The sequence below is a fragment of the Pseudomonas sp. O230 genome (assembly GCF_045447035.1).
In the GTDB taxonomy this organism is placed as follows: domain Bacteria; phylum Pseudomonadota; class Gammaproteobacteria; order Pseudomonadales; family Pseudomonadaceae; genus Aquipseudomonas.
The window spans coordinates 315,590-339,264 of sequence record NZ_JBJGXN010000010.1 but is presented as its reverse complement, the minus strand read 5'-3'; the positions used below and the strand labels follow the sequence as shown (position 1 = coordinate 339,264).

32 protein-coding genes are annotated in these 23,675 nt (G+C 58.1%); 24 read left to right on the top strand and 8 right to left on the bottom strand.

Translation table 11 applies throughout. The features are described from left to right. Positions 1 to 16 precede the first annotated feature (16 nt). From ACI77H_RS23015 to ACI77H_RS22985, 7 genes are all read left to right on the top strand, one after another. Entirely contained in the window at positions 17 to 265 is a 249-nt protein-coding gene (locus tag ACI77H_RS23015; RefSeq protein ID WP_407014003.1) for a hypothetical protein, read from the top strand. A gap of 89 nt (positions 266 to 354) precedes the next feature. Then, complete coding sequence (locus ACI77H_RS23010) at positions 355 to 1,065, top strand: hypothetical protein (protein ID WP_407014002.1); 711 nt, start codon at positions 355 to 357, stop codon at positions 1,063 to 1,065. An 11-nt stretch (positions 1,066 to 1,076) separates the two neighbouring features. Continuing rightward, entirely contained in the window at positions 1,077 to 2,045 is a 969-nt protein-coding gene (locus ACI77H_RS23005) for a major capsid protein (RefSeq protein WP_407014001.1), read from the top strand. Positions 2,046 to 2,098: 53 nt separating this feature from the next. Further along, positions 2,099 to 2,653 (top strand): hypothetical protein, encoded by a 555-nt coding sequence (locus tag ACI77H_RS23000; protein WP_407014000.1) that lies wholly within the window; start codon positions 2,099 to 2,101, stop codon positions 2,651 to 2,653. A gap of 62 nt (positions 2,654 to 2,715) precedes the next feature. Further along, entirely contained in the window at positions 2,716 to 3,219 is a 504-nt protein-coding gene (locus ACI77H_RS22995) for a DnaT-like ssDNA-binding protein (protein ID WP_407013999.1), read from the top strand. Positions 3,220 to 3,235: 16 nt separating this feature from the next. Continuing rightward, on the top strand, positions 3,236 to 3,607 hold the full coding sequence (locus ACI77H_RS22990) for a hypothetical protein (protein ID WP_407013998.1): 372 nt from the start codon (positions 3,236 to 3,238) through the stop codon (positions 3,605 to 3,607). Further along, positions 3,604 to 4,257, top strand: a complete 654-nt coding sequence (locus ACI77H_RS22985; RefSeq protein WP_407013997.1) for a hypothetical protein — start codon at positions 3,604 to 3,606, stop codon at positions 4,255 to 4,257. Before ACI77H_RS22990 ends, ACI77H_RS22985 begins: the two co-directional genes overlap by 4 nt. On the opposite strand, the gene ACI77H_RS22980 is transcribed toward ACI77H_RS22985, so the two are convergent. Further along, on the bottom strand, positions 4,254 to 4,796 hold the full coding sequence (locus ACI77H_RS22980; protein ID WP_407013996.1) for an NUMOD4 motif-containing HNH endonuclease: 543 nt from the start codon (positions 4,794 to 4,796) through the stop codon (positions 4,254 to 4,256). The genes ACI77H_RS22985 and ACI77H_RS22980 overlap by 4 nt on opposite strands. A gap of 108 nt (positions 4,797 to 4,904) precedes the next feature. Here ACI77H_RS22980 and ACI77H_RS22975 point away from each other — a divergent pair, with 108 nt between their 5' ends. The 16 genes from ACI77H_RS22975 (at position 4,905) to ACI77H_RS22900 (ending at position 19,699) form a co-directional block, all read left to right on the top strand. After that, the gene (locus tag ACI77H_RS22975) at positions 4,905 to 5,321 is read left to right on the top strand and encodes a phage tail terminator-like protein (RefSeq protein ID WP_407013995.1); all 417 of its coding nucleotides are present in this window, start codon (positions 4,905 to 4,907) and stop codon (positions 5,319 to 5,321) included. Positions 5,322 to 5,391: 70 nt separating this feature from the next. Further along, positions 5,392 to 6,048, top strand: coding sequence for a phage tail protein (locus ACI77H_RS22970; RefSeq protein ID WP_407013994.1), 657 nt, complete (start codon positions 5,392 to 5,394; stop codon positions 6,046 to 6,048). Positions 6,049 to 6,051: 3 nt separating this feature from the next. Then, complete coding sequence (locus tag ACI77H_RS22965; RefSeq protein ID WP_149658532.1) at positions 6,052 to 6,441, top strand: phage tail assembly chaperone; 390 nt, start codon at positions 6,052 to 6,054, stop codon at positions 6,439 to 6,441. Between the two features lie 47 nt (positions 6,442 to 6,488). After that, on the top strand, positions 6,489 to 6,749 hold the full coding sequence (locus ACI77H_RS22960) for a DUF1799 domain-containing protein (RefSeq protein ID WP_407013993.1): 261 nt from the start codon (positions 6,489 to 6,491) through the stop codon (positions 6,747 to 6,749). Between the two features lie 10 nt (positions 6,750 to 6,759). After that, on the top strand, positions 6,760 to 10,176 hold the full coding sequence (locus ACI77H_RS22955) for a phage tail tape measure protein (RefSeq protein ID WP_407013992.1): 3,417 nt from the start codon (positions 6,760 to 6,762) through the stop codon (positions 10,174 to 10,176). Positions 10,177 to 10,185: 9 nt separating this feature from the next. Next, on the top strand, positions 10,186 to 10,515 hold the full coding sequence (locus tag ACI77H_RS22950; protein ID WP_407013991.1) for a phage tail protein: 330 nt from the start codon (positions 10,186 to 10,188) through the stop codon (positions 10,513 to 10,515). Beyond that, on the top strand, positions 10,512 to 11,204 hold the full coding sequence (locus tag ACI77H_RS22945) for a phage minor tail protein L (protein WP_407013990.1): 693 nt from the start codon (positions 10,512 to 10,514) through the stop codon (positions 11,202 to 11,204). Before ACI77H_RS22950 ends, ACI77H_RS22945 begins: the two co-directional genes overlap by 4 nt. A 2-nt stretch (positions 11,205 to 11,206) precedes the next feature. Beyond that, positions 11,207 to 11,929, top strand: a complete 723-nt coding sequence (locus ACI77H_RS22940; protein ID WP_407013989.1) for a C40 family peptidase — start codon at positions 11,207 to 11,209, stop codon at positions 11,927 to 11,929. 25 nt (positions 11,930 to 11,954) lie between these two features. Then, positions 11,955 to 12,161, top strand: coding sequence for a hypothetical protein (locus ACI77H_RS22935; protein ID WP_407013988.1), 207 nt, complete (start codon positions 11,955 to 11,957; stop codon positions 12,159 to 12,161). Positions 12,162 to 12,972: 811 nt separating this feature from the next. After that, positions 12,973 to 13,587, top strand: coding sequence for a tail assembly protein (locus tag ACI77H_RS22930; protein WP_407013987.1), 615 nt, complete (start codon positions 12,973 to 12,975; stop codon positions 13,585 to 13,587). Then, the gene (locus ACI77H_RS22925; RefSeq protein ID WP_407013986.1) at positions 13,584 to 16,781 is read left to right on the top strand and encodes a host specificity protein J; all 3,198 of its coding nucleotides are present in this window, start codon (positions 13,584 to 13,586) and stop codon (positions 16,779 to 16,781) included. The genes ACI77H_RS22930 and ACI77H_RS22925 overlap by 4 nt, the downstream gene beginning before the upstream one ends. A gap of 3 nt (positions 16,782 to 16,784) precedes the next feature. Further along, the gene (locus ACI77H_RS22920) at positions 16,785 to 17,990 is read left to right on the top strand and encodes a hypothetical protein (RefSeq protein ID WP_407013985.1); all 1,206 of its coding nucleotides are present in this window, start codon (positions 16,785 to 16,787) and stop codon (positions 17,988 to 17,990) included. Further along, positions 17,987 to 18,388, top strand: coding sequence for a hypothetical protein (locus ACI77H_RS22915; RefSeq protein WP_407013984.1), 402 nt, complete (start codon positions 17,987 to 17,989; stop codon positions 18,386 to 18,388). Before ACI77H_RS22920 ends, ACI77H_RS22915 begins: the two co-directional genes overlap by 4 nt. A 59-nt stretch (positions 18,389 to 18,447) precedes the next feature. Next, positions 18,448 to 18,873, top strand: a complete 426-nt coding sequence (locus tag ACI77H_RS22910) for a cell wall hydrolase (RefSeq protein ID WP_407013983.1) — start codon at positions 18,448 to 18,450, stop codon at positions 18,871 to 18,873. Further along, the gene (locus ACI77H_RS22905) at positions 18,870 to 19,178 is read left to right on the top strand and encodes a DUF6527 family protein (protein WP_407013982.1); all 309 of its coding nucleotides are present in this window, start codon (positions 18,870 to 18,872) and stop codon (positions 19,176 to 19,178) included. Before ACI77H_RS22910 ends, ACI77H_RS22905 begins: the two co-directional genes overlap by 4 nt. After that, entirely contained in the window at positions 19,175 to 19,699 is a 525-nt protein-coding gene (locus ACI77H_RS22900) for a lysis system i-spanin subunit Rz (protein ID WP_407013981.1), read from the top strand. The genes ACI77H_RS22905 and ACI77H_RS22900 overlap by 4 nt, the downstream gene beginning before the upstream one ends. Before the next feature lie 45 nt (positions 19,700 to 19,744). Here ACI77H_RS22900 and ACI77H_RS22895 read toward each other — a convergent pair whose 3' ends face one another. The 4 genes from ACI77H_RS22895 to ACI77H_RS22880 all read right to left on the bottom strand — a co-directional run bounded on the left by ACI77H_RS22895 (position 19,745) and on the right by ACI77H_RS22880 (position 22,033). Next, positions 19,745 to 20,179 (bottom strand): hypothetical protein, encoded by a 435-nt coding sequence (locus tag ACI77H_RS22895; RefSeq protein ID WP_407013980.1) that lies wholly within the window; start codon positions 20,177 to 20,179, stop codon positions 19,745 to 19,747. Positions 20,180 to 20,699: 520 nt separating this feature from the next. Further along, entirely contained in the window at positions 20,700 to 21,149 is a 450-nt protein-coding gene (locus tag ACI77H_RS22890; RefSeq protein WP_407013979.1) for a DUF6998 domain-containing protein, read from the bottom strand. 186 nt (positions 21,150 to 21,335) lie between these two features. Beyond that, on the bottom strand, positions 21,336 to 21,545 hold the full coding sequence (locus ACI77H_RS22885; RefSeq protein WP_407013978.1) for a hypothetical protein: 210 nt from the start codon (positions 21,543 to 21,545) through the stop codon (positions 21,336 to 21,338). A gap of 287 nt (positions 21,546 to 21,832) precedes the next feature. Beyond that, positions 21,833 to 22,033: a hypothetical protein gene (locus ACI77H_RS22880; RefSeq protein ID WP_407013977.1), complete on the bottom strand. Its 201-nt coding sequence runs from the start codon at positions 22,031 to 22,033 to the stop codon at positions 21,833 to 21,835. A 118-nt stretch (positions 22,034 to 22,151) separates the two neighbouring features. Here ACI77H_RS22880 and ACI77H_RS22875 point away from each other — a divergent pair, with 118 nt between their 5' ends. Beyond that, the gene (locus ACI77H_RS22875; RefSeq protein ID WP_407013976.1) at positions 22,152 to 22,394 is read left to right on the top strand and encodes a hypothetical protein; all 243 of its coding nucleotides are present in this window, start codon (positions 22,152 to 22,154) and stop codon (positions 22,392 to 22,394) included. A gap of 98 nt (positions 22,395 to 22,492) precedes the next feature. Here the strand turns inward: ACI77H_RS22875 and ACI77H_RS22870 are convergent, their stop codons facing one another. The 3 genes from ACI77H_RS22870 to ACI77H_RS22860 form a co-directional block, all read right to left on the bottom strand. Continuing rightward, a complete protein-coding gene (locus ACI77H_RS22870) occupies positions 22,493 to 22,777 on the bottom strand; it encodes a hypothetical protein (protein WP_407013975.1) in 285 nt (94 codons plus the stop codon). A gap of 308 nt (positions 22,778 to 23,085) precedes the next feature. Next, the gene (locus tag ACI77H_RS22865) at positions 23,086 to 23,316 is read right to left on the bottom strand and encodes a hypothetical protein (RefSeq protein ID WP_150629883.1); all 231 of its coding nucleotides are present in this window, start codon (positions 23,314 to 23,316) and stop codon (positions 23,086 to 23,088) included. Positions 23,317 to 23,430: 114 nt separating this feature from the next. Further along, entirely contained in the window at positions 23,431 to 23,652 is a 222-nt protein-coding gene (locus ACI77H_RS22860; protein ID WP_407013974.1) for a hypothetical protein, read from the bottom strand. Positions 23,653 to 23,675 lie beyond the last annotated feature (23 nt).

Genomic DNA, 23,675 nt, shown 5'->3' with positions numbered 1-23,675 from the left:
GCAGGCCGGAGGCTCTATGAGTACTGAATACCAAGTTCGCCCTGTGACCCGATACATAGTCACTTGCTACACGCAAGAAACGCCAAGCGCTGGTGGCGGGTGCGGCGCCTCGTCTATCACCGTCGGTGAATTCGGCAATGCTCAGCAGGCTGACAACGTAGCTGACGCGATGGTTGCCAAGGATGCTGCGGCGGGTATCGAGTCTCGCCGAAGCCGCCACGGGCTTTCGCTCGGCGAGGTCATCTCTGGTCAGCGGATCGAATAAGCGACAACGATTCACACAAGCCTCGTCAATGACGGGGCTTTTTCATATCTGCGGGCAGGGCCTGCAAATCGTCTCTGGGAGACAAGCAAATGGGTTTGAAATATCAGCTGGACACTCTGGACGGTCTCGATGATTCCGTTAAATCGCTCTACACCGAGAAGGAAGGAAAGTTTGTCCTCGGTATTGAAGGCCTGCCTCAACCAGAAGACGTTTCCGGCCTGAAGGCAAAGGTCGATGAACTGCTCGGCGAGAAAAAAGCCGCTGAGAAGAAGGCGCGGGAAACCGAAGAGGCAGCACGCCTTGAGCGTGAAGAGCTCGCTCGCAAGTCGGGAAACGTGGAAGAACTCGAAAAGTCCTGGTCGGAAAAATTCAACCGCCGCGAAGCTGAGCTGAACGGCATGTTGGAACAGGAGCGTGGAACGCTGAGCACTCAGATCCGGGATCTGACCGTCGGCCGTACCGCGACTGATATCGCGTCCGCCCTGGCAATCCCAGGCAGCGCCAAAGCCCTGTTGCCGCATATCGAACGCCGTTTGAGCGTCGAGCAGCGCGACGGGAAGCCTGTTGTGGTCGTTCTCGACCAGCAGGGCAAGCTCTCGGCGGCAACGCTGGACGAGCTGAAAGCAGAATTCGCAAACGACGTGGCGTTCGCGCCATTGATCGCGGGTAGCAAGGCATCGGGTGGCGGGGCCAGCGGTGCTGGGAATGGCGGCGGGGCCGCAAAAGGCAAGATCGGCGGCACCAAGGAAGAACGACAGGCCGCAATCGCGGGCCGGTTCTCCGACCTCCCACTCAAGTAAGGAATTGATCCATGTCCCTGTCTCAAATGCAGGTCTTCAACCAGTACATCATGCCGGCGACTCTCGAGACGCTGGACCAGATGCTGGAAGCGTTCAACATCGCCAGCAATGGCGCGATCCTGTTGTCCCCGGACGGCTTCACCGGTGATTTCCTTCTGGAGTCCTTCTTCCAGAACTTGGGCGCGGCTCAGCGTCGGGTCAACCGTTACGGTGCAAACAACACCGTCGCCGCGACCGACCTGACCGAGCTGCAGAACGCCTCGGTGAAAGTGGCTGGCGGCTTCGGCCCAGTTCGCTACGAGCCGTCGCAAATGACGTGGCTTGAGCGCCCAACCATTCAAGGCATCGAGGTTGCATCGCGCGCCTTTGCCGAAGTCTTGCTGAAGGACCAGCTCAACACTGCCATCGCCGCTCTGGTCGCCGCAATCACTGCCCAGGCAGCCGCGGTGAACGACGTGTCGGCAACAGCAGGCATCACTCAGGCCGCCTTGAACCTGGCGCACGCGAAGTTCGGCGATGCCAGCCAGAGCATCGTCGCCCAGATCATGCAGGGCAGCACCTACCACAAGCTGGTCGGCCAGGCGATTGCCAACCCGACCAACCTGTTCGTGGCGGGCAACGTCCGCGTGGTCGACATTCTCGGCAAGGTGTCGGTTGTCACCGACTCCCCGGCACTGGCGCAAACCGGCACTCCGAACAAGGAAATCATCCTTGGCTTGGTGCCGGGCGCCGCTCAGGTTCGTGATGGCCGCGACATCATTTCGAACGTTCAGACCACCAACGGCAAGGAGCGTATCGAGACGACCATTCAGGTGGATTACACCTTCAGCGTTGGTTTGAAGGGCTACACCTGGGATACCGCGAACGGCGGCAAGTCGCCTACCAGTGCCGCGCTCGCCACGGGCACCAACTGGGACAAAACCGCAGCCAGCATCAAGGACACCGCCGGTGTTGCATTGATCGGCGACGCCGCCAAGTAACCACCTGAAGGCTGCTCCGGGGCATAATGCCCTGGCGCAGCGGAGTGACAGTGATGACCGATAACATCTGGTATCTGCCGGGCCCGTTCCACCGCTACGAAGATGACGTGAAGGCGATCGCCAATAAAGCGGGCTTGATCATCATCGACGCGAACGTGACCGAGAGCCGGGAAGGTGAAGCGGACAAAGTCCCCGAAGTTACTTTGAAAGAAGTGGCTTCGCAGCCGGCTGTGATTGTGGCGGGCGGCGATCAAAGCGAGCTGGAAGACCTGGTCGGAAAGCTTCGTATCGAGAGCGACATGGTCCGCGGCGTCATTGATGGCCTCGATGCAGGGGAGATCGAAAAGCCAGAATGCGGCGAACTGGCGATCCGTCTCTACCACGCCCTGGATCACATCCGCACCAAAGTGGATGAGTTGGCCACCAGTCGCGATTCTCTCGCCAGTGAAAACGAAAAACTGCGTGGCGAGATCGAATCGCTGAAGGCTGGCGAAGTGCAAGAAGTCGAAGCCCTGAAGGCCAAGCTCGAAGCGGCCGGTGTGACGTACCGGGCGAACGCTTCGAAAGAATCCTTGGAAAGGCTCGTCGCCGAGATGCCCAAGGCGTAATACTGCGGGTGCCGGTCACTCTGGCGCCCAATCATTCAACGCTCATTCCAGCGAGTCGATCCATGACACTCATCATCGAGGACGGCACCGGCAAGCCAGACGCCGAAAGCTACGCGAGTGCTGCGGACCTGGTCATGTACGCCGGTAAGTTCGGCGTGGTCATTCCCGCAGAAGTGCCTGCGCAAGAAGCGTTGCTGCGCCGGGCCGCCTTGGCGATGGATGGCAAGACCTGGAAGGGGCGTAAGACGGATAGCGATCAGGCGCTTGCCTGGCCGCGCCGAGGGGTTGAGCTGGATCAGCAGATAAAACCCGACAACTACCTGCCGGCGCGCATCCAGTACGGCCAGATGGCTTTGGCCGCCGAGATTCACACCGACGACATCGACCCTATCGACAAGCGCAAAGGCGCTGTGACGCTGGAGCGTGTCGAAGGTGCGGTCACTCGCGAGTACGCGACAATCGCCAACACCAGCGGCCGACTGTTGCCGGCGGCGCCGGATCGGCCGAGCGCTACGCAGTTCGCTGACTACCTACAAAAGCGGGGCTTGTTCGCCGTCCGCGCATAAGTGATATGGAGCAACCATGGCCACCTTCTACGACGAAATGGCCGTGATGGCTCTGGAGATGATCACAGAGTTCGGCCAACCCGTGACTATTCGGGCGACCACCGCCGGCGAGTACGACCCTGATACCGGAACTGCCGGTCCCGACACCGTCACCGAGCAGACCGCCCAAGGCATGCTGATCGACTTCACCGGCCAAGAATTCCAGAACAACAGCCTCATCAAGCAGGGCGACAAGAAGCTGAAGATCGCCGCCCAGGGACTGTTATGGGTGCCAGACCTGCTGAACAAGGTCATCGTTCAGGGTCGCACCTGGTCAATCGTCCCGCCGCTGAAAGAGATCAACCCGGCCGGCACGCCGATTCTTTACGAATTGCAGGTGCGGTCATGAGCAAATACTCAGGCCTCAACGGCAGCTTCGCCGAGAACATCCGCCAGTTTGCCGAGCAGGCGCAGGCCGGGCTCGACGCCACCTTCCGTGAAATTGTGATCGAAATCGGCAGCAGCGTTATCCGCATGTCGCCGGTGGGCAACCCCGAGATCTGGGCGGCCAACGTCGCGCATCGACAGGCCAACACCGCGGCGGCAGATGATTACGACTTTAAGGTGGCTGTACGCAATACGGTCATCAACCTGACCGACAGCAACTTCAACAGGTCGGGCAAGCTGAAGCGCGGCGTGAAGTATGCCAAGCCTCTGACCAAGACCGAGCGCGATCAGAACTACAACGTGAACGGCCTGGTCGCGGGCAAGGACTACGTCGGCGGGCGGTTCCGCGGGAACTGGCAGTTCTCTATTGATACCCCTGCCGACGGCGTGCTCGATCAGATCGACCCATCGGGCAATGTCTCGATGGCGGTGCTGAGGGCGCAGGTGCAGTCGTTGACCATCGGCCAGACGGCGTACCTGGTGAACAACCTGCCGTATGGCATCGCCCTGGAATATGGCCATAGCAAACAAGCGCCATCCGGAATGATCCGCGTGACGCTTGCGAGATTTCAGCAAATAGTTGATGAAGCAATTGCAGCGAATAAAGTCTAGGCAACGTGAGTCCATGCTCGACGCTTGAGGATGTTCCGTATCGTGGCCTCGCTGACAATGTACTTTCGAGATATCGCAGCGCACGTCATGCCGCCGGAGCTGAGCTGGCGAATGGTGCGCACATCATCGTCCCTAAGGATAGATCGCGAATTTGCTGACCCTTTACGAGATGAGCAAAGCCCGGTGGCAAAAGCGTGCAGCACATTCTCCGAGCAGCTGACCCACTCTAAATTCTCCACGCGGTTATCACCCTTGACGCCGTTGATATGGTTTATCTGGTGATCGGCGGATGGTTGCGGAGGCAGAAACGCATACGCAACCAAGCGATGGACCTTGTAGGTTTTATGCACGGTCTCGACGCACAATCTCACGGCTATGTAGCCCTTGATTTCTGTCCGCATGTAGATCTGTTTGCCGTAGCGAACAAAGGGTCTGCCTATGCTATCGGTCGTCCTGCGATCTAGGGATCTGACGCGGCCCAGGCTTGAGACTTCGTAATATTTTTCAAAGTCGGGAATTGCTTTCCAGATTTCATCCATGTTGCTCTCCATCACAGAGTAATCACTTGGGGAGTGCAGCAGGCCGGTGATTAATCGGTTTTTCGGGGGCGACCCTAGCTGCACGCGTTAATTATACAGGGCTTCAGAATGTCCCATAACATCATCGCTTCAATCTACGAAGCCAAGCTGATCGCCTGGGCGAAAGCCTTGCCGACCCCATTGAAGGTTGTCGTCGAGAACGAGGCTTACGAGCCCGCCGATGGCGTCACCTACCTGCGAGCCTTCACGCTGCCGGGCGACACCGCAAGCAACACGCTTGGCGGTGACCACAAGCTGTACACCGGCGTGTTTCAGGTCAGCATCGTGACGCCATCTGGCAAGTATCGCGGCGCGGCCGGTGCGCTGGCTGACCAGATCGCCACGCTTTTCCCGCTGTACGAGCGGAACACCAAAGGCGTGCTGACGGTGGTGACCATGACCCCGGTCGACCCGGGCCCCGGGATTCCCGACGGCACCACGTTCATCGTACCTGTGTCGTTCATGTACCGCGCTGACACAAACTAATCCGCCCATTGGGCAAACCCAGAACCCGCCATTGAGCGGGTTTTGTCATTTCTGAAAAGAGGAAAACCCCATGGGCTACAAAATCCCCAACGGCGGCACCTTCCAGCACGCCGCGACTTATGCCGCTGCGCTGGCGTTCACTGCCATCTCCAATGCATCCGAGGCGGTGGCAACCGTTGTCGGCGGCACCCTGGCTGCTGGCGATATCGTCCTGCTCAGTTCCGGCTGGAGCAAGCTGGATAACAAGGTGGTGCGCGTGAAGGCGGCGACGGCAACCGCGATCACCCTCGAGTCGATCGACACAACGGACACGCAGGTCTTCCCTGCTGGCAACGGCTCCGGATCCATGAGGAAGGTGTTGACCTGGGTGCTAATCCCACAGGTCAGTGATCTCGCCTTCTCCGGTGGTGAACAGAACTATCTGGACGTGGCGTTTTTGGAGAACGACCAAGGCAAGCAGATCCCGACAGATAAATCCGCAGCGAGCATGGTGCTGACCATTGCCGACGACCCGGTTCAGCCGTTCAACGCGGTGCTGCTGGCGGCCGACGCGGGCAAGCAAGTGCAGGCAGCGCGTCTCAACCTGCCGGGCAACGACACGCTGCTCTACGGGGCCTACACCTCGTTCTCGAAACAGCCTGCCGTCTCGCGCAACAACCTGCTGACCCGCACCGTCAACTTGGCGTTGCAGGCGGAACCAACCCGTTACCTGACTGCGGTGGCGTAATCCATGGCCAAGTTCAAGATTGCTCAGAATCCCACCTTCAAAGCCGACGTGGATATCCCGCGCGTCGGCGGCACCACGATCAAGGTGCCGTTCGAGTTCAAGTATCGCGACCGTAAGGAACTGGCGGCGCTGTTCGCGGGCTGGCAGGAGAGCGCCAAGGAAGATCAGGAGCGCTTCAAGGCCAAAGGTGACGAACTCACCCTGATTGAAATTACCGACTCCCACATCGAGCGCCAGGTGGAGCAGGTCACGCAGTTGGTGGCCGGCTGGGGCTTTGACGACAAGTTGAGCCCTGAGTCTATTCGCGCTCTGGTCGAAACCTCGGCCGGCGCCGGTGATGCCATCGTCGACGCCTATCAAAAGGCGTTTTCCTCGGCCCGCCTGGGAAACTGATCGCCGCAGCGCGCTCTCTGTACGAGCCGGGCGCGCCGGCCGACCAAATGAGACTGTTCGGCTTATCCCCTGCGGACTTTGATGAGGATGTGGACGTTTGGCCGGACAACTGGCCGGCCTTCTGCCTCTTCAATGCCCTGGCCACGCAATGGCGTACAGGGGCGTGCGGCGCCACCGGGCTCGACTACTCGTCCATTCGCGACGTAGCCGGTTACCTCGGCATCAAGAAAAAACAAATCGCCGAGATTTTTCCTGACCTTCAGGTGATGGAGGCCGAAGCCCTGCTCGTCATGAGCGAATCGAAGTAATGGAGCACTCATGTCGGGCACAATCGCGCAGTTGGGCATCGAGGTAAATTCGGGCGATGCCGTCCAGGCCGCCACGGATCTGGATCGTCTGACTCAGGCCGGCGTCAAGGCTGAAAAAGCCGCTGAAGGCGTTGCTGCTGGCTTCGACAAAGCGGCCACCGCAACCGCCGGCCTGGCCACAGCAGAGGGCAAGCTCTCCGAATCCACTGACGACGCAATCAAGCGTCTGACGGCCATGGCCAAGGCATCGCTCGATTCGAGCGAGTACTACCAAAGCCTGACTACCAGCGTAAACAGCAACTCCGCGGCGATGGACGCCGCGCGCGCTTCAACAACTGATTTTGCTGCCATCCAGCGAAATCTGAACACGCTAACCCCGAGTCTCGATCAGCAAACAGAGGCGACGAAGAGAGCTGCGGCGGCGACTGGCGTTCAAGCCGAAGGCCTTCAGGCTCTGTTGGCCAAGATCAATCCGACGATTGCCGCCTATGAAAGACTCGATCAGCAACAGGAACTGCTCAAGCAGCATCTGAAAGCGGGGAACATTGATTCCGACCAGTTCAAGGCCTACTCGGCGGATATAGAAAAAACACGGAGCAAGCTGGGCGACTTCGATGATGGACTGAAGAAGACTGGCGTGTCTTCGGCGCAAACCCAGGCGGCTCTGCGTCAACTCCCGGCGCAGTTCACGGACATCTTCACCAGTTTGGCAGGCGGACAGAACCCGCTGATGGTGCTGATCCAACAGGGCGGCCAAATCAAGGATTCGTTCGGCGGTGTCGGGAATACCTTCGATGCGCTGAAAGATAAGTTCCGCTCGCTGTTCACCGGCGGCGCCGGCGCAGCGGTGCTCGGCGAATCGCTGGCGGGTATCGCGGCCAACTCCAAGGACGTGGCCGAGAATGCAGGCAAGGCAGGCGAAAGCCTGTCCAGCTTGGCAGAAAGTTCGAACACGGCGGCAGAGGCTGCGGAAAACGCACAGAAGGCTGTCGGAGCGATCACTCCCGCTATAAGTGGTGTGTCCTTCAGTGCCGCCGGGATGGCGCTGGCCGTAGTTGCAGCCGCTGCCGCGCTCGGCACGCTGATTTACGGCTACAGCCAAGGCAGCAAGGAAGCGGACGAATACAACAAGTCTCTGATCCTGACCGGCAACTACGCCGGCACCTCGGCCGCGCAACTGGCAAATCTCGCGCAGCAGGTGAGCGCAACAAACGGCACAACCGGTGAGGCAGCGGCATCGCTGGCCAAGCTGGCAGCAAGTGGCGTCATTGCCGGCGGCAGCTTCAAGGACATCGCTGATGCAGCGGCGGCCATGGAGGACGCGACCGGGAAATCGGTCGACGCGACGATCGCCGAGTTCGTCAAGATCGCCAAGGATCCAGTCGCTGCTGCGAAAGAGCTGAACGATCAATACCATTTCCTGACTGCCTCGGTTTACTCGCAAATTGTCGCGCTCAAGGAGCAGGGCGACACGATCGACGCCGCCAAGCTGCTGACCGACACGTATGCTGACACGGTGAAGACTCGCTCGACGGAGATCACCGAGAACCTCGGATTCATTGAGCGCGCTTGGAAGGGCGTCAAAGACGAGGCGAGCAAGTCGCTGGATGCGATCAAGAACATCGGCAGGGATCAGGCCGAAAGCGCTCGAGTAACTGAGCTCAACCAGAAGATTGCGTACCTGCAATCAACGATCGGCACCGGCTACGAGGACGGCGACGCGAAACAGCGTCTAACCGCGCTCAAGGACGAACTGAGCCTGATACAGGACAAGCAGGCCGCCGAGAAACAAGAGGCCCAGATCGGCAGCGACAATGCCAGGATTCAGAAGGAAGGGATCGAGGCAGAGCAACGGCTCAAACAGATCAGCGACTCAACGCTGAGCAATGCCGAGAAGCGCAACAAGCTGATCAAGGCCTACCTGCGCGACGTCGAAGTGCTCAAGAAAGCGAACCCGGACGATCCGAAGGTTCAAGCCGACTACGTCGCCAAAACCCTCCAGAACATCAAGGATAAGAACAAGGATCCGAAGGCGAGCGCCGGCGCGGTGGACCTGACGGCCTATAACGCCGCGCAAAATGCGCTTAAGGAGCTGCAGGCCGACTACGCGAACACCCAAAAGCAACTGGATGCTGCACAGAAGGCCGGGCTGATCTCGCAAGAAAGTTATGCCTCGCAGCGTTCAGTGCTGATCAGTGCAGAGAAGGAGGAGGTCACGGCGGCTTATCAGGCCGAGATCGACGCCCTTGAGGCAGCCAAGGCCAAGAAGAGCACGACGGCCGAGCAGTCCATTGAGCTCGACAATAAAATTGCCGGCGCAAGATCGGACATGCTCAAGGCGCAAAAGGATGCTGACAGCCAGCAGGAAGTGCTGGCAACCGCTGAGACCGGTAGGCTTAATCAACTCCGGGTCGCTTCAGAGGCTTATGTCACGCAACTGGAGCGGCAGCGCGCAGCACTTGATAACTCAGGCACACGCGCTGCGCAGGCGCTCGGCCTTGGCGACCGTCAAGCCGGACTGCAAAGCAACTTGGACGGCGTAACGGATAAGTTCAACGACGAGCGAGCGAAGCTGCTTGATCGCCGTAAGACCGCTCCGGACAAATACAGCAGTGCCGAATACGAGAAGGACCTCGCGATTCTGGAAAGCGCCGAGAACAAATACCGCGACACAGTGATCGAGAATTACGAAAAGATCTCTGCTGCTCAAGGGGATTGGCGCGCCGGCGCAACGTCGGCTTTCCAGAACTACATGGAATCGGCGCGCGACGTTGCCGGGCAGACGAAAAGCCTGTTCACCAACGCCTTCAGCTCGATGGAAGACGCCATTGTCCAGTTCGCGATGACCGGGAAGCTGTCCTTTGCTGACTTCGCCAAGTCGATTCTCGCTGATATGGCGCGTATCGCGACCAGGCAAGCGAGCTCGGCAATTCTGAGCAGTTTGTTTGGTGCTGCGCTGAGCTACTTCGGTGGAGGTGGCGGCGCAACCGGCGCCGCTACTGCAGGCGGGGCCTCTCAGGGTGCGAGTAACTTCGGCAGCCAATTCGATGCAAGTAACGGGTCTGTGATGTTTCCGCAAGCCAAGGGTGGCGCATGGTCCAGCGGCGTGCAGCTGTTTGCCGATGGCGCAGCCTTCACAAACAGCATCGTCAGCAAGCCAACGGCGTTCGGTATGGCCAACGGGAAAACCGGCGTGATGGGTGAGGCTGGTGAAGAGGCAATCGTTCCACTGGCTCGCGACTCGCAAGGGCGTCTCGGTATCCGCGGCGGAAGCAACGCAACACCCATCACCATGACCTTCTACATTGATGCGGCTGACAACGGTGCCAGCACAATCCCAGATCCGGCGAAGCTGGCTGAGGCGATGAAGGTTGTCGCACGGCAGGAAATCGCTCAACAGCGCCGTAACGGCGGCCAGCTCGCATAAGGAGGCGTCATGCCGACATTCACATGGCGGGCGACATATGACGCCTCCAAGACGGTCACCCCGACGGTCAAGGTCATCAAGTTCGGTGATAACTACGAACAGCGGCAGGGAACCGGTATCAACCGGCAGCCGCGTAAATTCGCACTTATGTTCAAGAACAAAATCAATGTGATCGCCGAGATTGACGCCTTCCTTGCTGCCCGAGGCGCGATCGACGCCTTCAACTACACGCACCCCGGTCAATCGATCGGGGTTTTTGTTTGCCGGGAGTGGGTACGAACCAACATTGCCCTGGGTGTTGACGGACTGTCCGCGACCTTTGAGGAGGTTTACGAGTGAGTGAACTTCAAGGTCAATTATCGCTCGCGCGAGGCCTGTCGATCTGGGAAGGTTTCGACCTGATCCTCCCTGACCAGACGCTCCACTTTCATGCGGGCACCAACGAAATATTGGGCTCTGTAATCTGGCAGGGGGTCCCCTATACGCCTTGGCCGCTAAATGGCACCGAGTTCGCAACACCCAGCCAAGGATCTCCTGCCCGCCCGAAGCTTCAGGTGGGCAACTTCGGCGGAACCATCTCGGCGTTGTGCCGGCAATACGAAGATCTGCTGTGGGCGAAGCTCAAGCGCCGTCGCACGCTGGTCAAGTACTTGGATGCGGTGAATTTCGCGGGAGGCAACCCGACGGCCAACCCCGCCGAGGAATATCCGGTCGAGACGTGGTTCATCACCCGCAAGGTCAACGAGACGCCCGCTGCGATCGAGTTTGACCTTGGCTCGCCGCTCGACCTGCATGGCGTCAAACTGCCGCGTCGTCAGGTGATAGCAGGCACTTGCCTATGGGTGTATCGCTCGGACGAGTGCAGTTATGCCGGCGGTCCTGTAGCGGACTATAAGAACAACCCCACCAGCGATCCGAGCAAAGACCAGTGCAGTCGCACAGGGACTGGATGCAAGCTGCGCTTTGGGGAATATGGCGAGCTTTCATACGGAGGCTTCCTTGGCATCGCCCGCGTCCCGAGACTTTGACCATGACTGACTTTCTAAATAAATGCCGGGCAGATGCCGAGGCGCATGCGCTGGCCGAGTATCCGCGAGAATCTGTCGGGCTCGTCATTAACGCTCGAGGTAAACCTCGATACGTTCCGTGCCGCAATCAGTCGGAAGAGCTGGATCATTTCATCCTGCACCCTGAGGACTATGCCGCGGCTGAGGACCTGGGCGACATCATCGCCATCGTGCACTCGCACCCGGACGCCGGACCAGAACCCAGCCTGCACGACATCGCCAGTCACGCGGTCAGCCGCATGGCGTGGTGGATTGTTGGGCTGAAGGATGGAGTCTTAACCTGGCACGAGATGCCAGCCGCCGGCGAGATGCCGCTTGAGGGGCGCGTGTTCGTCCACGGTGCGATCGACTGTTACACGCTGATTCGCGACTACTACCGGCAGGAGCGAGGTATCGACCTGCTCGACTTCCACCGGCCGGATGACTGGTGGCACAACGGCGGCGATCTTTACCGGGAAAACTTCGCCAAGGCCGGCTTTGTCGAGACGAACACGCCAAGCAATGGCGACGTGGTCCTGATGGCCATCGGCAGTCCGACACCTTGCCACGGCGCGATCTGGCTCGATGGCGACGTTCTTCTGCACCACCTCTACGGCCGGCTGAGTTGTCGCGAGGTGTACGGCGCCGCCTATCGAGAGCGCACAACGCACATTCTCAGATACATCAATTCGCAACCAACCACATGATGCGGCAGAGCCGTTGGAGATCGATATGACCAAAGTGGTCGAGATTACGAATTACCGCACCGAGAAATTCACCCTGACACGCGCAGAACTGGTCGCGGCGCTTACTGAAAAGTATGGTGATGAAGCGATCTTCAGCGAGGGGCGGATATACCAGACGTTTTGTCAGACCCTTTTCCATGAGGCGGGCAACTTCGAGAATACTGAAGTTGAGTTTCGAGTTGACCAGGCATAAGCCTGGTCAGCCCGGGTGGATCGGCGCTTTCTATTCTTTCGCCGCTCGCACCTCCAAATCATCCAGCCGCTTATTGAGCAGCTCAATAGCTTTGACTAGATCAGAGACGGCGTTAGCTGCAGCTAAACCTGAGCGCTGGCCGAAATGGTCAGTTGAGACTATTTTGGCAAACTCGGTAATGTTGGACTCTGCTGCACGTAGGTGCGAACGCACTTTATTGCTATCTGAAATCTTTGACCTCCAGGTCATAAACGCGCCGAAATTGGCGCATCCCCAGTCCTTGGGCTTGCAGGCGAAGGACTGGGAAATCCATTGCGTAGAAGCAGGAGGCTACTATCGGCAGGTGGTGGGGCGTTACTGGGGATTCGTACAGGCGCATCTTCGCTGGTAGAGTCGCCGAAACACATGGAGGCTCAATATGCGGAAGATTTCCACAGCTCTGGCATTTCTTGCTCTGGTCGGGTGCACGATCCACGGAAGAGAAAGTGATGGGCCTGATCTTGAGGTGAAAACAAGCAAAACGCCGCAAGAATATGCTCGATGCCTCGGACCGAAGTGGCTTTCATTAAACCCAGCAACAACTTCAGTTGAGACCGAGCAGGGATACAAAATATCCGCATCGGCCACTTTCTACGGAGTGATCTCTCTCGCCAGTATTGAGCGCTCGGCAGACGGATCGAGCGTCAAAGCCTACTTCCCAGTTACGAAACTAGGAACTGACGGTTGGAAACAGCCAGTAATCGCTTGCCTATAAGTACAGGCAGCCAACTCAAACCGCCCACGGGCGGTTTTTTATTGCCCGGAGAAAAGTATGACCACTGCCAACAACAAGGCCATGACACTGATTTTACTGTCCGGCAGCTTGGCTAGAGCCTTTGGTCGTCAACACTTTCGTCTGCTTGAGACGGGCACCACTGTCGAAGCCTTCAGCGCCCTAAAGAATACCGTCGATGGGTTCGAGGATTTCATCCGCGACCAAGCCCGGCGCGGTATGCGTTACGCCATTTTTCGCAACCGTGAGAATGTCGGCGAGGATGGATTCACTCTTAGCGGAACAACGGAGATCCGCATCGTTCCGGTCATTGCCGGTAGCAAAAACGGTGGGGTTTTCCAAACCATCGTCGGCATCGTGCTGATTGTGGCCGGCGCGTTTCTCACCGGCATCGGTTGGGGCGCAATAGGTGTGCCAATGATGTCGATGGGGGTATCAATGGTCATTGGCGGCGTCACACAGATGCTTTCGCCAGTACCAAAAGCGTCCAGCCAGCAAGAACAAGCCGGCACCGAAAACAAACCCAGCTACCTCTTCAACGGCGCGTTCAACTCCACCCAGCAAGGCCTTCCTGTGCCTGTGGTTTACGGGAAGATGCTGGTCGGCTCGAGCGTTGTCGCCATCGGCACCTGGTCAGAGGTCATTCCGGCATGAGCGAAGTGATCGTTGGCCGCAAAGGCGGTGGCGGGAAGGGCGGCGGCGGTAGCGGGTCGGCGCGCGCGGCTGTAGAGGCGCCAGACACTTTCAGCTCTCGTCAGCATGTCCGTGTCTTGCATGTGCTTTCTGAGGGCGAGATCGATTCCATTCTTGAAACCACTTTCGATGATGTGCCTCTCCAGAACACTGATGGCTCCTACAACTTTTCGAACGTCCTCATCGATACGCGCCTGGGCACTCAGTGGCAGACGTACATGCCGATCACTGGGCTCGAAGCAGAGCAATCGGTTGGCGTAGAAATGAGAGCGGGCGTCTCCATTGAGCGCGCCATTACTGACACTGACGTTGATGCTGTGCGCGTCACCGTCAGCGTTTCTCAGTTGACGGAACAAAACACGTCGAACGGGGACATGTACGGTTCGTCGGCCACCTTCCGGCTGGAGGGAAGGCTCGGCACCGGCTCCTGGTTTTTGCTGTGCGCCGATCAGGCGATAACCGGCAAAACGATGAGCCGGGCGCAAGTCTCCTATTACCTTCGCCTGCCCGCTTCGGGCGGTCTTCCGCGCTATGTGCGGGCGACCCGGATGTCTGCCGACTCCGGCACCGCGGCAATCCAAAACCGAACCTTCTTCGACAGCATGACACTGCTGTGGGATGAAAAGCTGCGCTACCCGAACACTGCGCTGCTGGGCGTCTCGATCGATGCCCAGCAGTTCGCCTCGATTCCGCGCATGGCGTTTTTGATCAAGGGCATCAAGGTCTTGATCCCGAGCAACTACAACCCGTTGACCCGCGCTTACACGGGGTCTTGGAATGGGTCATTTACCAGAGCCTGGACAGATAACCCTGCCTGGATCTGGTACGACATGCTGACCAACACCCGCTACGGGCTTGGCGGCTTGCTCGACTCGACGCTGATCGACAAGTACGCGCTCTACAGCATTGCCCAGTACTGCGACGTGCTCGTTCCTGACGGCTATGGCGGCAAGGAGCCACGGTTTACCTGCAACCTGGCACTGACCACTCAGCAGGATGCGTGGAAGCTGGTCAATGACATGGTGTCGGTCTTCCGCGCCATCTGTTTCTGGGCCGGCGGCACGCTCACGGCTGTGCAGGACGCGCCACGCTCAAGTCGATACGGGTTCAACAACTCCAACGTGGTCGGCGGCGAGTTCAACTATCAATCGGTCGCCTCCGATCAGCGCTTCAACGTGGCGGCCGTCACCTGGAATGACCCGCTTCAGCAATACAAGCAGTCGGTCGAAATCGTCGAGCGCCCTGAGCTCATTGCCAAGTGGAACCGAATCCAGCAAAGCGATGTTGTGGCCATCGGCTGCACCTCGCGCGGGCAGGCTCGTCGCCTGGGGCGTTGGTTGCTGTATGCCGAAAGTGAGGCGGTGACGTTTGCCGCCGGCGCAGACGGGGCCATCCCGATGCCCGGCGACATTATCGACATCGCCGACGCGAACCGGGCCGGGGCACGCAACGCCGGCCGCTTGCTGACGGGTAGCACGGCTTCAACGCTGCTGCTGGATGCACCTATTGGGTTCGCCGGTGACGGTGTGATCGGCGTTGTCATGCCGGACGGCTCATACGTGAACGTTGCTGTCAGCGTGGCGCCCGGCGCAACGTCGATCAGCGTGTCGCCGCCATTGACTGCGGCGCCTCTGGCGTCGGCGCCGTGGGTGTTTTCCACGCCCGCTTTGGAAACTCAGAAGTTTCGCGTCATCAGCATCAGTGAAGGCGACGACGGCACCTACGCCATCAGCGGCATCGCCTACGACCCCGACAAGTTCGACGAGGTCGAGTTTGGCACGCCGGATGTCGATAATCCGACCAGCATCGTCAACCTTGGCGCTCCGGATGAGGTAGGGCAGCTGACGTTCTTCGAGTCCTTGTATGACACCGGCACTGGGCTGGCTGCGGCTCGCCTATCGGTTAGCTGGACGCGGCCAGCGCGCGCCATGCGCTATCAGGTCGAAGTCATGAAGCCCGGTGGAAACTGGGAATACGTGACCGAGACGTCGATGCCGAGTATTGATTTTGACTCGGCGTCGTCCGGGCTATGGTCGGTTCGAATCACGCCGAAATCAGTGCTCGGCCTGGCGGGGCCGGTGTCAATGCAAGCCTACAATGCTCAGGCGCTTTTGGCTCCGCCGTCGGCGCTGGTTGGGCTGCGCTTGGACGTTATCAGCAGCGTGGCCACACTGGCATGGGACCCGGTTCCGGAACTGGACGTGAAGCTCGGCGGCAGCATCAGCGTTCGTCATTCACGCAGCACCTCGGCGAATTGGGACGCGGCCTTGCCGTTGACCGAAGTGGCGGGGCGCTCCACGTCGGCAGTCGTATCCTTGCTGCCTGGCAAGTACATGGCACGCGCCGTCGATTCCTCTGGTATCGGCGGGCCGATAACAGAAGTCTGGTCCGATGCTCAGGTTCCGCTGCCGACCAACGTCGTACTGACGGTCACCGAGTCTCCAGCTTTCCCGGGCGTGGCAGTCAATGCTTACGCCACTGGCGGCTCTTTGAAGATGGGTGGTTCTGGCTCCTTTGACGACATCCCTGATATCGATGCGTTTCTGAATGAGATCGATAAAACTGGCGGCTCGCTGCTCTCTTTCACCTACCGCTTCGCCTCTCCGGCAGACCTTGGCTATGTCTACGATTGCCGACTGACTGCCGACATCGTCGCGCTGCTCTACGACGACGGCACGTACATCGATGAGATTGCCGACTTTGACGCGATCACCAACCTGGATGGTGACCCGCCAAATGGAGCCACGCTCTCGCTATGGGTGCGTACCTCTGACGTATCGCAGGCGGTTTGGTCCGCGTGGAAACCGTTCGTAGTCGGCGACTACCGTGCTCGCCAGTTCGATTTTGAGCTGCGCGGATCGGTACAACAAACCAGCAACTGGATCGATGTATCAAAGCTAGAAGTCGTGATTGATATGCCTGATCGCATCGAGAGCGGGAACGACATTGCCGTTCCTGATACCGGGCTTCCAGTCCTTTATTCACCTCCGTTCAATGCGCCTCCGGCTGTCAGCCTGACCGCGCAGAACCTGTCGGCCGGCGATTACGTCGATGTCTCCGCCAAGACCGCCACCGGTTTCACGGTCTTCATTCGCAATTCCAGTGGGGTCGCCCAGTCAGGCCGCTCGATTGACTACATCTCAAAGGGATACTGACCTATGTCGCAACATGATATGACCGTTGATAACGGATCTGGGCTTGGCGTTCGAACCGACATCAACAACGCCTTGCAGGCGCTGGCATCCCTGAGCAGCGGAGCTTCAGCACCGAGCCCGTCGTTTCCATGCCAGCCTTGGGCGGATACCGGAACCGGCCGGTTCAAACGACGGAATGCTGCCAACACTGCGTGGGTTGATGAGGGGCCGCTGGATGCGGCCTTGCGCGATGCGGCCAGCCAAGGAGGGTTCGTGGCTGATACCGGAGCGGCCGGCGCGTATGTTTGCAACTTCGTGCCAGCGCTGACTGCGCGTAGCGAGAGTACTCCGCTGCGCTTCAAGGCTGCGAACGCCAACCCTGGCGCGAGCACTATTAACGATGGTGTCGGTACCGTTGCGCTGGTAGGAAGCACTCATGCTGCGCTGCAGGGCGGAGAAATCATCGCCAATGGCATCGCATGGATTCAGTGGAATGCTTCTGTCGGGGCATACGTGCTGCTGTCCTGCACTGGCGCGGCTGGGCCGGCAGTCAATCAGGTGCAAACCGCATTCACCACTGCTGGTACGGCGCCGGCGTTCACGCTGACTCCTGCTCCCGCCCTTGGTGGGTATGCCGCGAATCAGCGGTTCCGCGTGAAGTTCAATGCGGCAGCCGCATCCAGCGGTACGCTGAACGTGTCCGGTCTGGGCGCGAAGAACCTGAAGCAATACGATTCGGCTGGCGCCAAGGTGACGGCTGTCATTGCTTCCGGTCAGCTGGCCGATGTTGAGTACGACGGCACGGACATGGTGGTGCTCGATCCGCTCGCTGCGGATATAGCACCTTTAACCGGCAGGGTCACAACGCTGGAAAACATTGGCAAACCGTTCACCAAAGAATACATCAGCCCCCAACAAACTATTGTCGGGTTAGGCGGTATTACTCTGGCCCATGGATTGGGGGTCAAACCAAAAATAGTAAAAGTTTATTTGGTATGCACGATAGCGACTGGAAACTGGGCCGTGGGGGACGAGACGTTCTACCAGTTGGATTACGAGCAAGCCAACGCCTCCTTAGTAATCTTCGGGTTTGTCTGTAAACGAGATGCAACGAACCTTATCGTTAGGTTCGGTACTGGAATATTCTTATTGGACCCGGTTACCGGCGCTGTTGTCCCAAGTACAACCGTAGCCACAAACTTTAAAATCGTATTCGAGGCATGGGCATGAGCAATGATCTTAGCGAGGTTCAGATAGCCGGTGACGCAACTATTCATTATGTTGACGATGCTGGTCGCTACATGGGTGGGTGGGATGTCAATCCGCCTGACGGCGCAATCGAAGTTGATCCGCCACCAGCATATGCCGATCAGATCTGGCAGTTTCCAGGCTGGGGGCCGAGCCTTATCGCCATGCGCGCCGCAGAAGACCTGTGGCGTGAAGCTGAATTGATCGTTATTGCCAACCAATTAGATGCTCTGGAAGAGGTTTTTGCTGGTGAAATTCCCGCAGACATCTTGCCGGGAACGCGTGCGCAGTGGCTTGCGCATCGCGGTAAAACGCGAAACTGGAAAGAAGGAGCTGAGGGTTACCCAAATTTAATGGGGAGACCGGTTCGGCCTAGCTGAATTATGTTCAGGAAACACCCACGCCGCCTTGAGCGGTTTTTTTGTGCCTGGAGAAAGGTATGCCTGTAACTGAAAAGGACCGCGACGTTCTCGCCCGCACATTATGGGGCGAGGCGCGCGGAGAAGGCCTCGCCGGCCAGATCGCCGTGGCGTGGACCATTCGTAACCGGGTGAACGACGGCAAGGACAAATCATGGTGGGGCGAAGGCTACGCAGGCGTGTGCCAGGCCAAGTACCAGTTCAGCTGCTGGAACAGGAACGATCCGAATTATCCGTTCCTGAGTGGTGCCCGGCAGATCCCGTTCCGCGAATTGGCTCAAGCTCGGATTGCCGCTGATCAGGTGATTGACGGAAAGGTGCCAGATCCCACCGACGGCGCCACGCATTACTACGCAACCACCATGCCGAAGCCGCCGACCTGGGCGAAGGGTGCCAAGCAGACGCTGAAGCTTGGTCACCACATCTTCTTCAAGGACGTGCCATGACAGCCTTTCGCCGATTGTCCCGGCTGGCCACAACCGAGGAAGGGAGTCTGTGGTTCGAATGCCCTGGCTGCGAAATGGTGCACCGAATCATGCATGGTGCTGGCCCGGGTCCGCGCTGGGGCTGGAACAGCAATCTTGAAAAGCCGACATTCACCCCTTCGGTTCTGGTGCGTTACAACTGGTCTGACGGTGAGCGCGTCTGTCACTCCTTCGTCACCGATGGGCAAATCCAGTACCTCGGTGACTGCACGCACTCGCTGGCTGGCCAGACCGTTGACCTGCCTGACTGGGAGGACGAAGTATGATCTCCCTGGTGCAAAAGCTGCTCGGGCTGCTGGTGCTGATCCTGCTGGCGATGGCAATTACTTGTTTTTCCACATGGAAGGTGCAGGACTGGCGTTACGGCAAGCAACTCGCCGAGCAGGCCCGACTGCACCAGGACGATCTGACCGCCATCAGCAATGCCGCCGCCGAACAGGTCCGCACCGATCAGGCAAAGCGCCTCGCGCTGGAGCAGCGGCTTTCGGTCAGCGACCAAACCCACCACAAGGAATTGAACGATGCTCAAGCCAATCAGGCTCGCCTGCGCGATCGCCTTGCTACTTCTGATCTGCGGTTGTCAGTCCTTATCGACGCCACGGATTCAGCCAGCGGCTGTTCAGTGCCAGCCGGTACCGAAGCCGTCGGCGTGGTTCATGGAGGAACGCGCGCCCGACTTGACCCAGCGCATGCTCAAAGAATTATCGCCATCACCGACGCCGGCGACCAAGGACTGATTGCGTTGAAGGCATGCCAGGCCTACGTGCGAGAGGTGGCCGCCCCCTGAATGAGCGCGCAAGTCGAACGCTATGGACTCTACTGAGATGTGCAATTACTTCTTGGCTGCGATGTTTCTTTTCAGTGCGAGGGCCACTTCGCTGCCAGGCGTTACATAGGCAAATCCTGTCTCGTAGCCGTTAACATCGTTAATAACAAGCATTGCGACTTGGGACCAGCCGCGCGTGACGGTCTTATTTTCAACGCTGGCGATTTCAGAGTATTTGATTTTGAACGCGAGGCCATAAGAACCGCTCGTTAGATCCCAATACGCGGCGTACAGACCTTTCGAGGTGGCATACAAAGTGACCATCTGGAGTGCAGCATCGCCGCTATATTGATGGGCAAAACTTGTAGCTTCGACTGATTTTGCCCCATCATTTGCTTTGGCTAATAAAAGGGTTCTGTCTGTGTCCCGATTCGACGGGGGCATTGTTCCGCAGCCTGCCGTCAAGACCAGAGCAAGTGCTACTACAGTGGAGCGAATCATTCGGGTGGCATCCTTTCCAAGCTATTGGGGGGGCTGGTGCTAGAATGGCCGATTGTATGACGTGATGGCATTTTGAATCTAGCCACTCACCCGTTAATACTCGAGCACATCAAACTTATCGCGCTGTCTGGGTATCAGGCGTACGTCGGGGAGATTCTGCGCTCGGCTGATACTGTCACCGACAAGCAGAGGGAAATGCTATGGATCATCAGCTCGTATGGATGGCGGTGCTCCTGATCGCAGTCTGGGTTGTTGCTGTCTCGGCGGCTCTAGACGTGATCGTCTACGCGCTCGATGAATAAAGCAAAGCCTTGGAGCGAGCTTCGATCCTCCAGGGCTTCTATTTTCACCGGCATCCCTTAATGTCAGGCGGACGTGGCGGCGAGATACCAGCGGTGTGCCGGAGATTCCCTACTGCGACAGGTGGATTGTGTTGGGGCGGTAGGGCGCCCGAGAAGCCTTGGCTCACTTTTTTGTCGGTGTATGTAGACGGCAGCTCATCGGTGCCGTTGCATTTTTGTTAGGCCAGTATCTGTGATGAGGCGGTCATAAGCCTGCGAGCCTTTGAAATGTCCAACTCGTATTTACCATCGGGCTCGTAGTACCGCGCGGCGTCTACAGCAATGCCAACCGGACCATAGTAAATAGTGAAGAGCGCGCCTTCATGGTATTGCACGACCATCAGGTCATCGACTCTGTCTAACGTTGATTTCCCGATAGGAACAAATCCGGTTTTTTGCGCTGTTGTTTTTACGCTCACTCTGCGATTGTTCTGACAGATTACGTCGAAGCCATGCTGGTTGGTTAGACTCGCGAGAGTCCCGCCGACTTGCAGGGCGCAGTAGAATTCGCCAAGCCGTCCAATCAGATGGCGAACCTCAGTGGGCTTGACACCAAACTCAGCGATCTCCAGATGAATTAATTCGAGATATTTGTCGAATAGTTGCTGTATGCGGTCTGTCGTGATCATTTGAACTCTTACGTGAAATTTGGCGTAATCGGCGGCGCAACAAAGTCCTCGAATGCACTGCAAGCTACTCAAGACTTGGCTATTGGCCGCCGAAGCTGACGCAAGGCTGCTATTAGGTCCACCGTTCGCATTGACGTTGTGCCAGCACTCAGTCAGTCACTCGCAGTCAATTGCAGTCAATTGCAGTCAATCGGGCGACATCAGCACCGCCAACGTCAACTTGATGAACTCTTCGTTCTTGTCGATGGTGTCCAGGGCGCCGCGAACGTTGTCGGCGACTTCAGCGGCCCCGCGCTGCTCGACCCAGTTGGTCAGCTCGAGGATGGCGGCCTCAAGGGCCAATTGGTTTTCGTTGATCTTGTAGAGCAGGGAAGGGAGTAGGTCTGAATTTGGCATGGTGTTCCTCCGTGGAAGAGGAAAGCGTAGCAGGGTTGGGATGTGGTGTTCGGTCGGCAGGACGCCGTGGGCAGTGTTAAAATCAGCCTGTGCCAAGCCACCAACACAATCCAGCGACATCGAAATAGTACAGCGGTTAGTACATCAAATTAGCCGGCATCCATAATTTACCAATGAATGCTGGGGTTTTTAGCCGGAATTAGATTCCGGCTTCGGGCACCATCTTAAATCAAGGGTTTGCGGGCGAAAGCTGATGCAAGCCCTTGTTTGTTTCTGGTCCGCTACTTTCAGTTACCGCTTTTATCAGCAGGCATGCGTCGATCCGGGCCGCAAGCGTTGCCGCTATCAACCAGCCGTCTTTCCACCAAAATATTCTGCAATGCCTCCCGAGCTGCCGGGTCGAGCTGATGTTCTCGTTCCTTCAGCTCCAGCAAGATCGGGCTGGACCAGGTGCGGTAGGTTTTTTCCGCCTCACGAATCGGTGTCATTTATTCCTCCTTGATCAGGTGCCTACCCACATCGTCGGCGCAGTCTCGATGCGATAGAAACCCTAGCTGAGGAAAACGTTTATCGCCAAAAACGAAAAGGCATTTGATAGGTCGCAAGTTGCAAAGCCACACTGAAAAGGGTGACTCTTTCTGGGAAACACTGAGCCCTGGCGGGGCTGCAGCCATCAAGATCGCGGATTACCCTGAAGCAAAAGGCAGTTGGACGATTGCCGGAGATGTGATCTGCGTGACGTATAAGGAATATGGAAAGGAGTGCAATACCGTGCGCAGTGATGGTGTTTCAGTCTGGCTCATCGATGAGTCTAAAAAGACCACGAACAACAAGTTCAGTGCGCATTAGATCAGTTCTGACTGATGCACACTGACGTAATCCGTTGCTTAAATCATGGGGCCAGCGGCTGGGCCGAGTGAACGCGCTTCAGCCGCCGAACCCACCCTCTAAACGAATGGTTGGCCGGTAAAACCACGGGGCAAGCGTTGCCGCCCGGTCATGGCGGTAAGCCGCTCGACCCATGCCGCGCGCCAGTCATTGGCTGTGTGAGTGACTTTGGCTTTGCGTGCGGCGCGGCGTGCCGCGTTGCGTTGGTCTTTGCGTGCATCCTTGAATGCATCGGTATTTCGGCAGCTTCTGCATTTCACCCGGGCCAGTTCAGTGGTTGAGGTGAGATTGCTGTCTTTATGACCGCAGGCCAGATGCCCGGCAACTTTGAAGTGAGTAACCATCAGACGCCTCCTTCGTGACGTGTGTGATTGTTAGACCCCCCGCGAGTGATGACGTTCGTTAACCGAAAAAAGGCAAAAATAAGGCCCGCATGCGGGCGGGCCAAGGGGTGTTTCAAAAGGAGTAGGGCCACTGTAAGAGGAGAGTTGTGAACGCGGTGTGAAATGGCCGGGCAAAAAAAATCCCGGGGCCGGGCCGGGTTGGGTATTCAGCGGCAGTTGATCAGGCAAGGACGCATTCGGTGACGATCATCGTCGCCGTTTATGCGTCCTGAAGCAGGTGCGCGCTCGTGTCCGAAGCCCAGATTGAATCATCTGAACCGCGGCAGGGGCGGCTCGACAGGTTTGAGCGAAGAAAGCGTGTTACGAATCAGTGGCGCGTCTTTCTCGATGTCGTTCAGACGATCCCGAATCCTCAGGGCAGTCGGGTGCCCGCCTTGATGATCGACCCAGTCGGCGATTTCCTTGCAGGCCGCAGCCAAACGAGCCTGGCGCGAGTCAAGCAGGGTGAGCAGGGTGGTGATGGACTCTTTTTCGGACATGGCAAACACCTCCGTTCAAGAAACCTGGCAATGGCAGCAAAAAGCCCGCAAGGAGCGAGCTTTCTACCGATGGGGTCGCTGTTCCCTCAGCCATTTTCAGTATAGACCCGGACTTCAGCCTTGTCGGGCCGTCACTTGCGATCTGGAATTGAGTTGACGACATTCGCGCTGGGCGTCTTCCTCAAGGGCGTAGCCGTCACCGATGAAACCGTGGGTCCGGGTGTCTGCGATGCGATACCAGACGGCGGCGTCAGGGGGCTGGTGATCGACTTCCCCGTCTCGGCGGCCATAAATGATGATCTTGTTGCAACGCTTCACAACGAAAATGTCTTCCATGGCGTCACTCGAAGCTAATTCGT

What these genes read in the sequence shown, in the direction of transcription:
- ACI77H_RS23015 (WP_407014003.1), top strand. Translation starts at nt 17, where the DNA reads ATGAGTACTGAATACCAAGTTCGCCCTGTGACCCGATACATAGTCACT.
- ACI77H_RS23010 (WP_407014002.1), top strand. Translation starts at nt 355, where the DNA reads ATGGGTTTGAAATATCAGCTGGACACTCTGGACGGTCTCGATGATTCC.
- ACI77H_RS23005 (WP_407014001.1), top strand. Translation starts at nt 1,077, where the DNA reads ATGTCCCTGTCTCAAATGCAGGTCTTCAACCAGTACATCATGCCGGCG.
- ACI77H_RS23000 (WP_407014000.1), top strand. Translation starts at nt 2,099, where the DNA reads ATGACCGATAACATCTGGTATCTGCCGGGCCCGTTCCACCGCTACGAA.
- ACI77H_RS22995 (WP_407013999.1), top strand. Translation starts at nt 2,716, where the DNA reads ATGACACTCATCATCGAGGACGGCACCGGCAAGCCAGACGCCGAAAGC.
- ACI77H_RS22990 (WP_407013998.1), top strand. Translation starts at nt 3,236, where the DNA reads ATGGCCACCTTCTACGACGAAATGGCCGTGATGGCTCTGGAGATGATC.
- ACI77H_RS22985 (WP_407013997.1), top strand. Translation starts at nt 3,604, where the DNA reads ATGAGCAAATACTCAGGCCTCAACGGCAGCTTCGCCGAGAACATCCGC.
- ACI77H_RS22980 (WP_407013996.1), bottom strand. Translation starts at nt 4,796, where the DNA reads ATGGATGAAATCTGGAAAGCAATTCCCGACTTTGAAAAATATTACGAA.
- ACI77H_RS22975 (WP_407013995.1), top strand. Translation starts at nt 4,905, where the DNA reads ATGTCCCATAACATCATCGCTTCAATCTACGAAGCCAAGCTGATCGCC.
- ACI77H_RS22970 (WP_407013994.1), top strand. Translation starts at nt 5,392, where the DNA reads ATGGGCTACAAAATCCCCAACGGCGGCACCTTCCAGCACGCCGCGACT.
- ACI77H_RS22965 (WP_149658532.1), top strand. Translation starts at nt 6,052, where the DNA reads ATGGCCAAGTTCAAGATTGCTCAGAATCCCACCTTCAAAGCCGACGTG.
- ACI77H_RS22960 (WP_407013993.1), top strand. Translation starts at nt 6,489, where the DNA reads ATGAGACTGTTCGGCTTATCCCCTGCGGACTTTGATGAGGATGTGGAC.
- ACI77H_RS22955 (WP_407013992.1), top strand. Translation starts at nt 6,760, where the DNA reads ATGTCGGGCACAATCGCGCAGTTGGGCATCGAGGTAAATTCGGGCGAT.
- ACI77H_RS22950 (WP_407013991.1), top strand. Translation starts at nt 10,186, where the DNA reads ATGCCGACATTCACATGGCGGGCGACATATGACGCCTCCAAGACGGTC.
- ACI77H_RS22940 (WP_407013989.1), top strand. Translation starts at nt 11,207, where the DNA reads ATGACTGACTTTCTAAATAAATGCCGGGCAGATGCCGAGGCGCATGCG.
- ACI77H_RS22935 (WP_407013988.1), top strand. Translation starts at nt 11,955, where the DNA reads ATGACCAAAGTGGTCGAGATTACGAATTACCGCACCGAGAAATTCACC.
- ACI77H_RS22930 (WP_407013987.1), top strand. Translation starts at nt 12,973, where the DNA reads ATGACCACTGCCAACAACAAGGCCATGACACTGATTTTACTGTCCGGC.
- ACI77H_RS22925 (WP_407013986.1), top strand. Translation starts at nt 13,584, where the DNA reads ATGAGCGAAGTGATCGTTGGCCGCAAAGGCGGTGGCGGGAAGGGCGGC.
- ACI77H_RS22920 (WP_407013985.1), top strand. Translation starts at nt 16,785, where the DNA reads ATGTCGCAACATGATATGACCGTTGATAACGGATCTGGGCTTGGCGTT.
- ACI77H_RS22915 (WP_407013984.1), top strand. Translation starts at nt 17,987, where the DNA reads ATGAGCAATGATCTTAGCGAGGTTCAGATAGCCGGTGACGCAACTATT.
- ACI77H_RS22910 (WP_407013983.1), top strand. Translation starts at nt 18,448, where the DNA reads ATGCCTGTAACTGAAAAGGACCGCGACGTTCTCGCCCGCACATTATGG.
- ACI77H_RS22905 (WP_407013982.1), top strand. Translation starts at nt 18,870, where the DNA reads ATGACAGCCTTTCGCCGATTGTCCCGGCTGGCCACAACCGAGGAAGGG.
- ACI77H_RS22900 (WP_407013981.1), top strand. Translation starts at nt 19,175, where the DNA reads ATGATCTCCCTGGTGCAAAAGCTGCTCGGGCTGCTGGTGCTGATCCTG.
- ACI77H_RS22895 (WP_407013980.1), bottom strand. Translation starts at nt 20,179, where the DNA reads ATGATTCGCTCCACTGTAGTAGCACTTGCTCTGGTCTTGACGGCAGGC.
- ACI77H_RS22890 (WP_407013979.1), bottom strand. Translation starts at nt 21,149, where the DNA reads ATGATCACGACAGACCGCATACAGCAACTATTCGACAAATATCTCGAA.
- ACI77H_RS22885 (WP_407013978.1), bottom strand. Translation starts at nt 21,545, where the DNA reads ATGCCAAATTCAGACCTACTCCCTTCCCTGCTCTACAAGATCAACGAA.
- ACI77H_RS22880 (WP_407013977.1), bottom strand. Translation starts at nt 22,033, where the DNA reads ATGACACCGATTCGTGAGGCGGAAAAAACCTACCGCACCTGGTCCAGC.
- ACI77H_RS22870 (WP_407013975.1), bottom strand. Translation starts at nt 22,777, where the DNA reads ATGGTTACTCACTTCAAAGTTGCCGGGCATCTGGCCTGCGGTCATAAA.
- ACI77H_RS22865 (WP_150629883.1), bottom strand. Translation starts at nt 23,316, where the DNA reads ATGTCCGAAAAAGAGTCCATCACCACCCTGCTCACCCTGCTTGACTCG.
- ACI77H_RS22860 (WP_407013974.1), bottom strand. Translation starts at nt 23,652, where the DNA reads ATGGAAGACATTTTCGTTGTGAAGCGTTGCAACAAGATCATCATTTAT.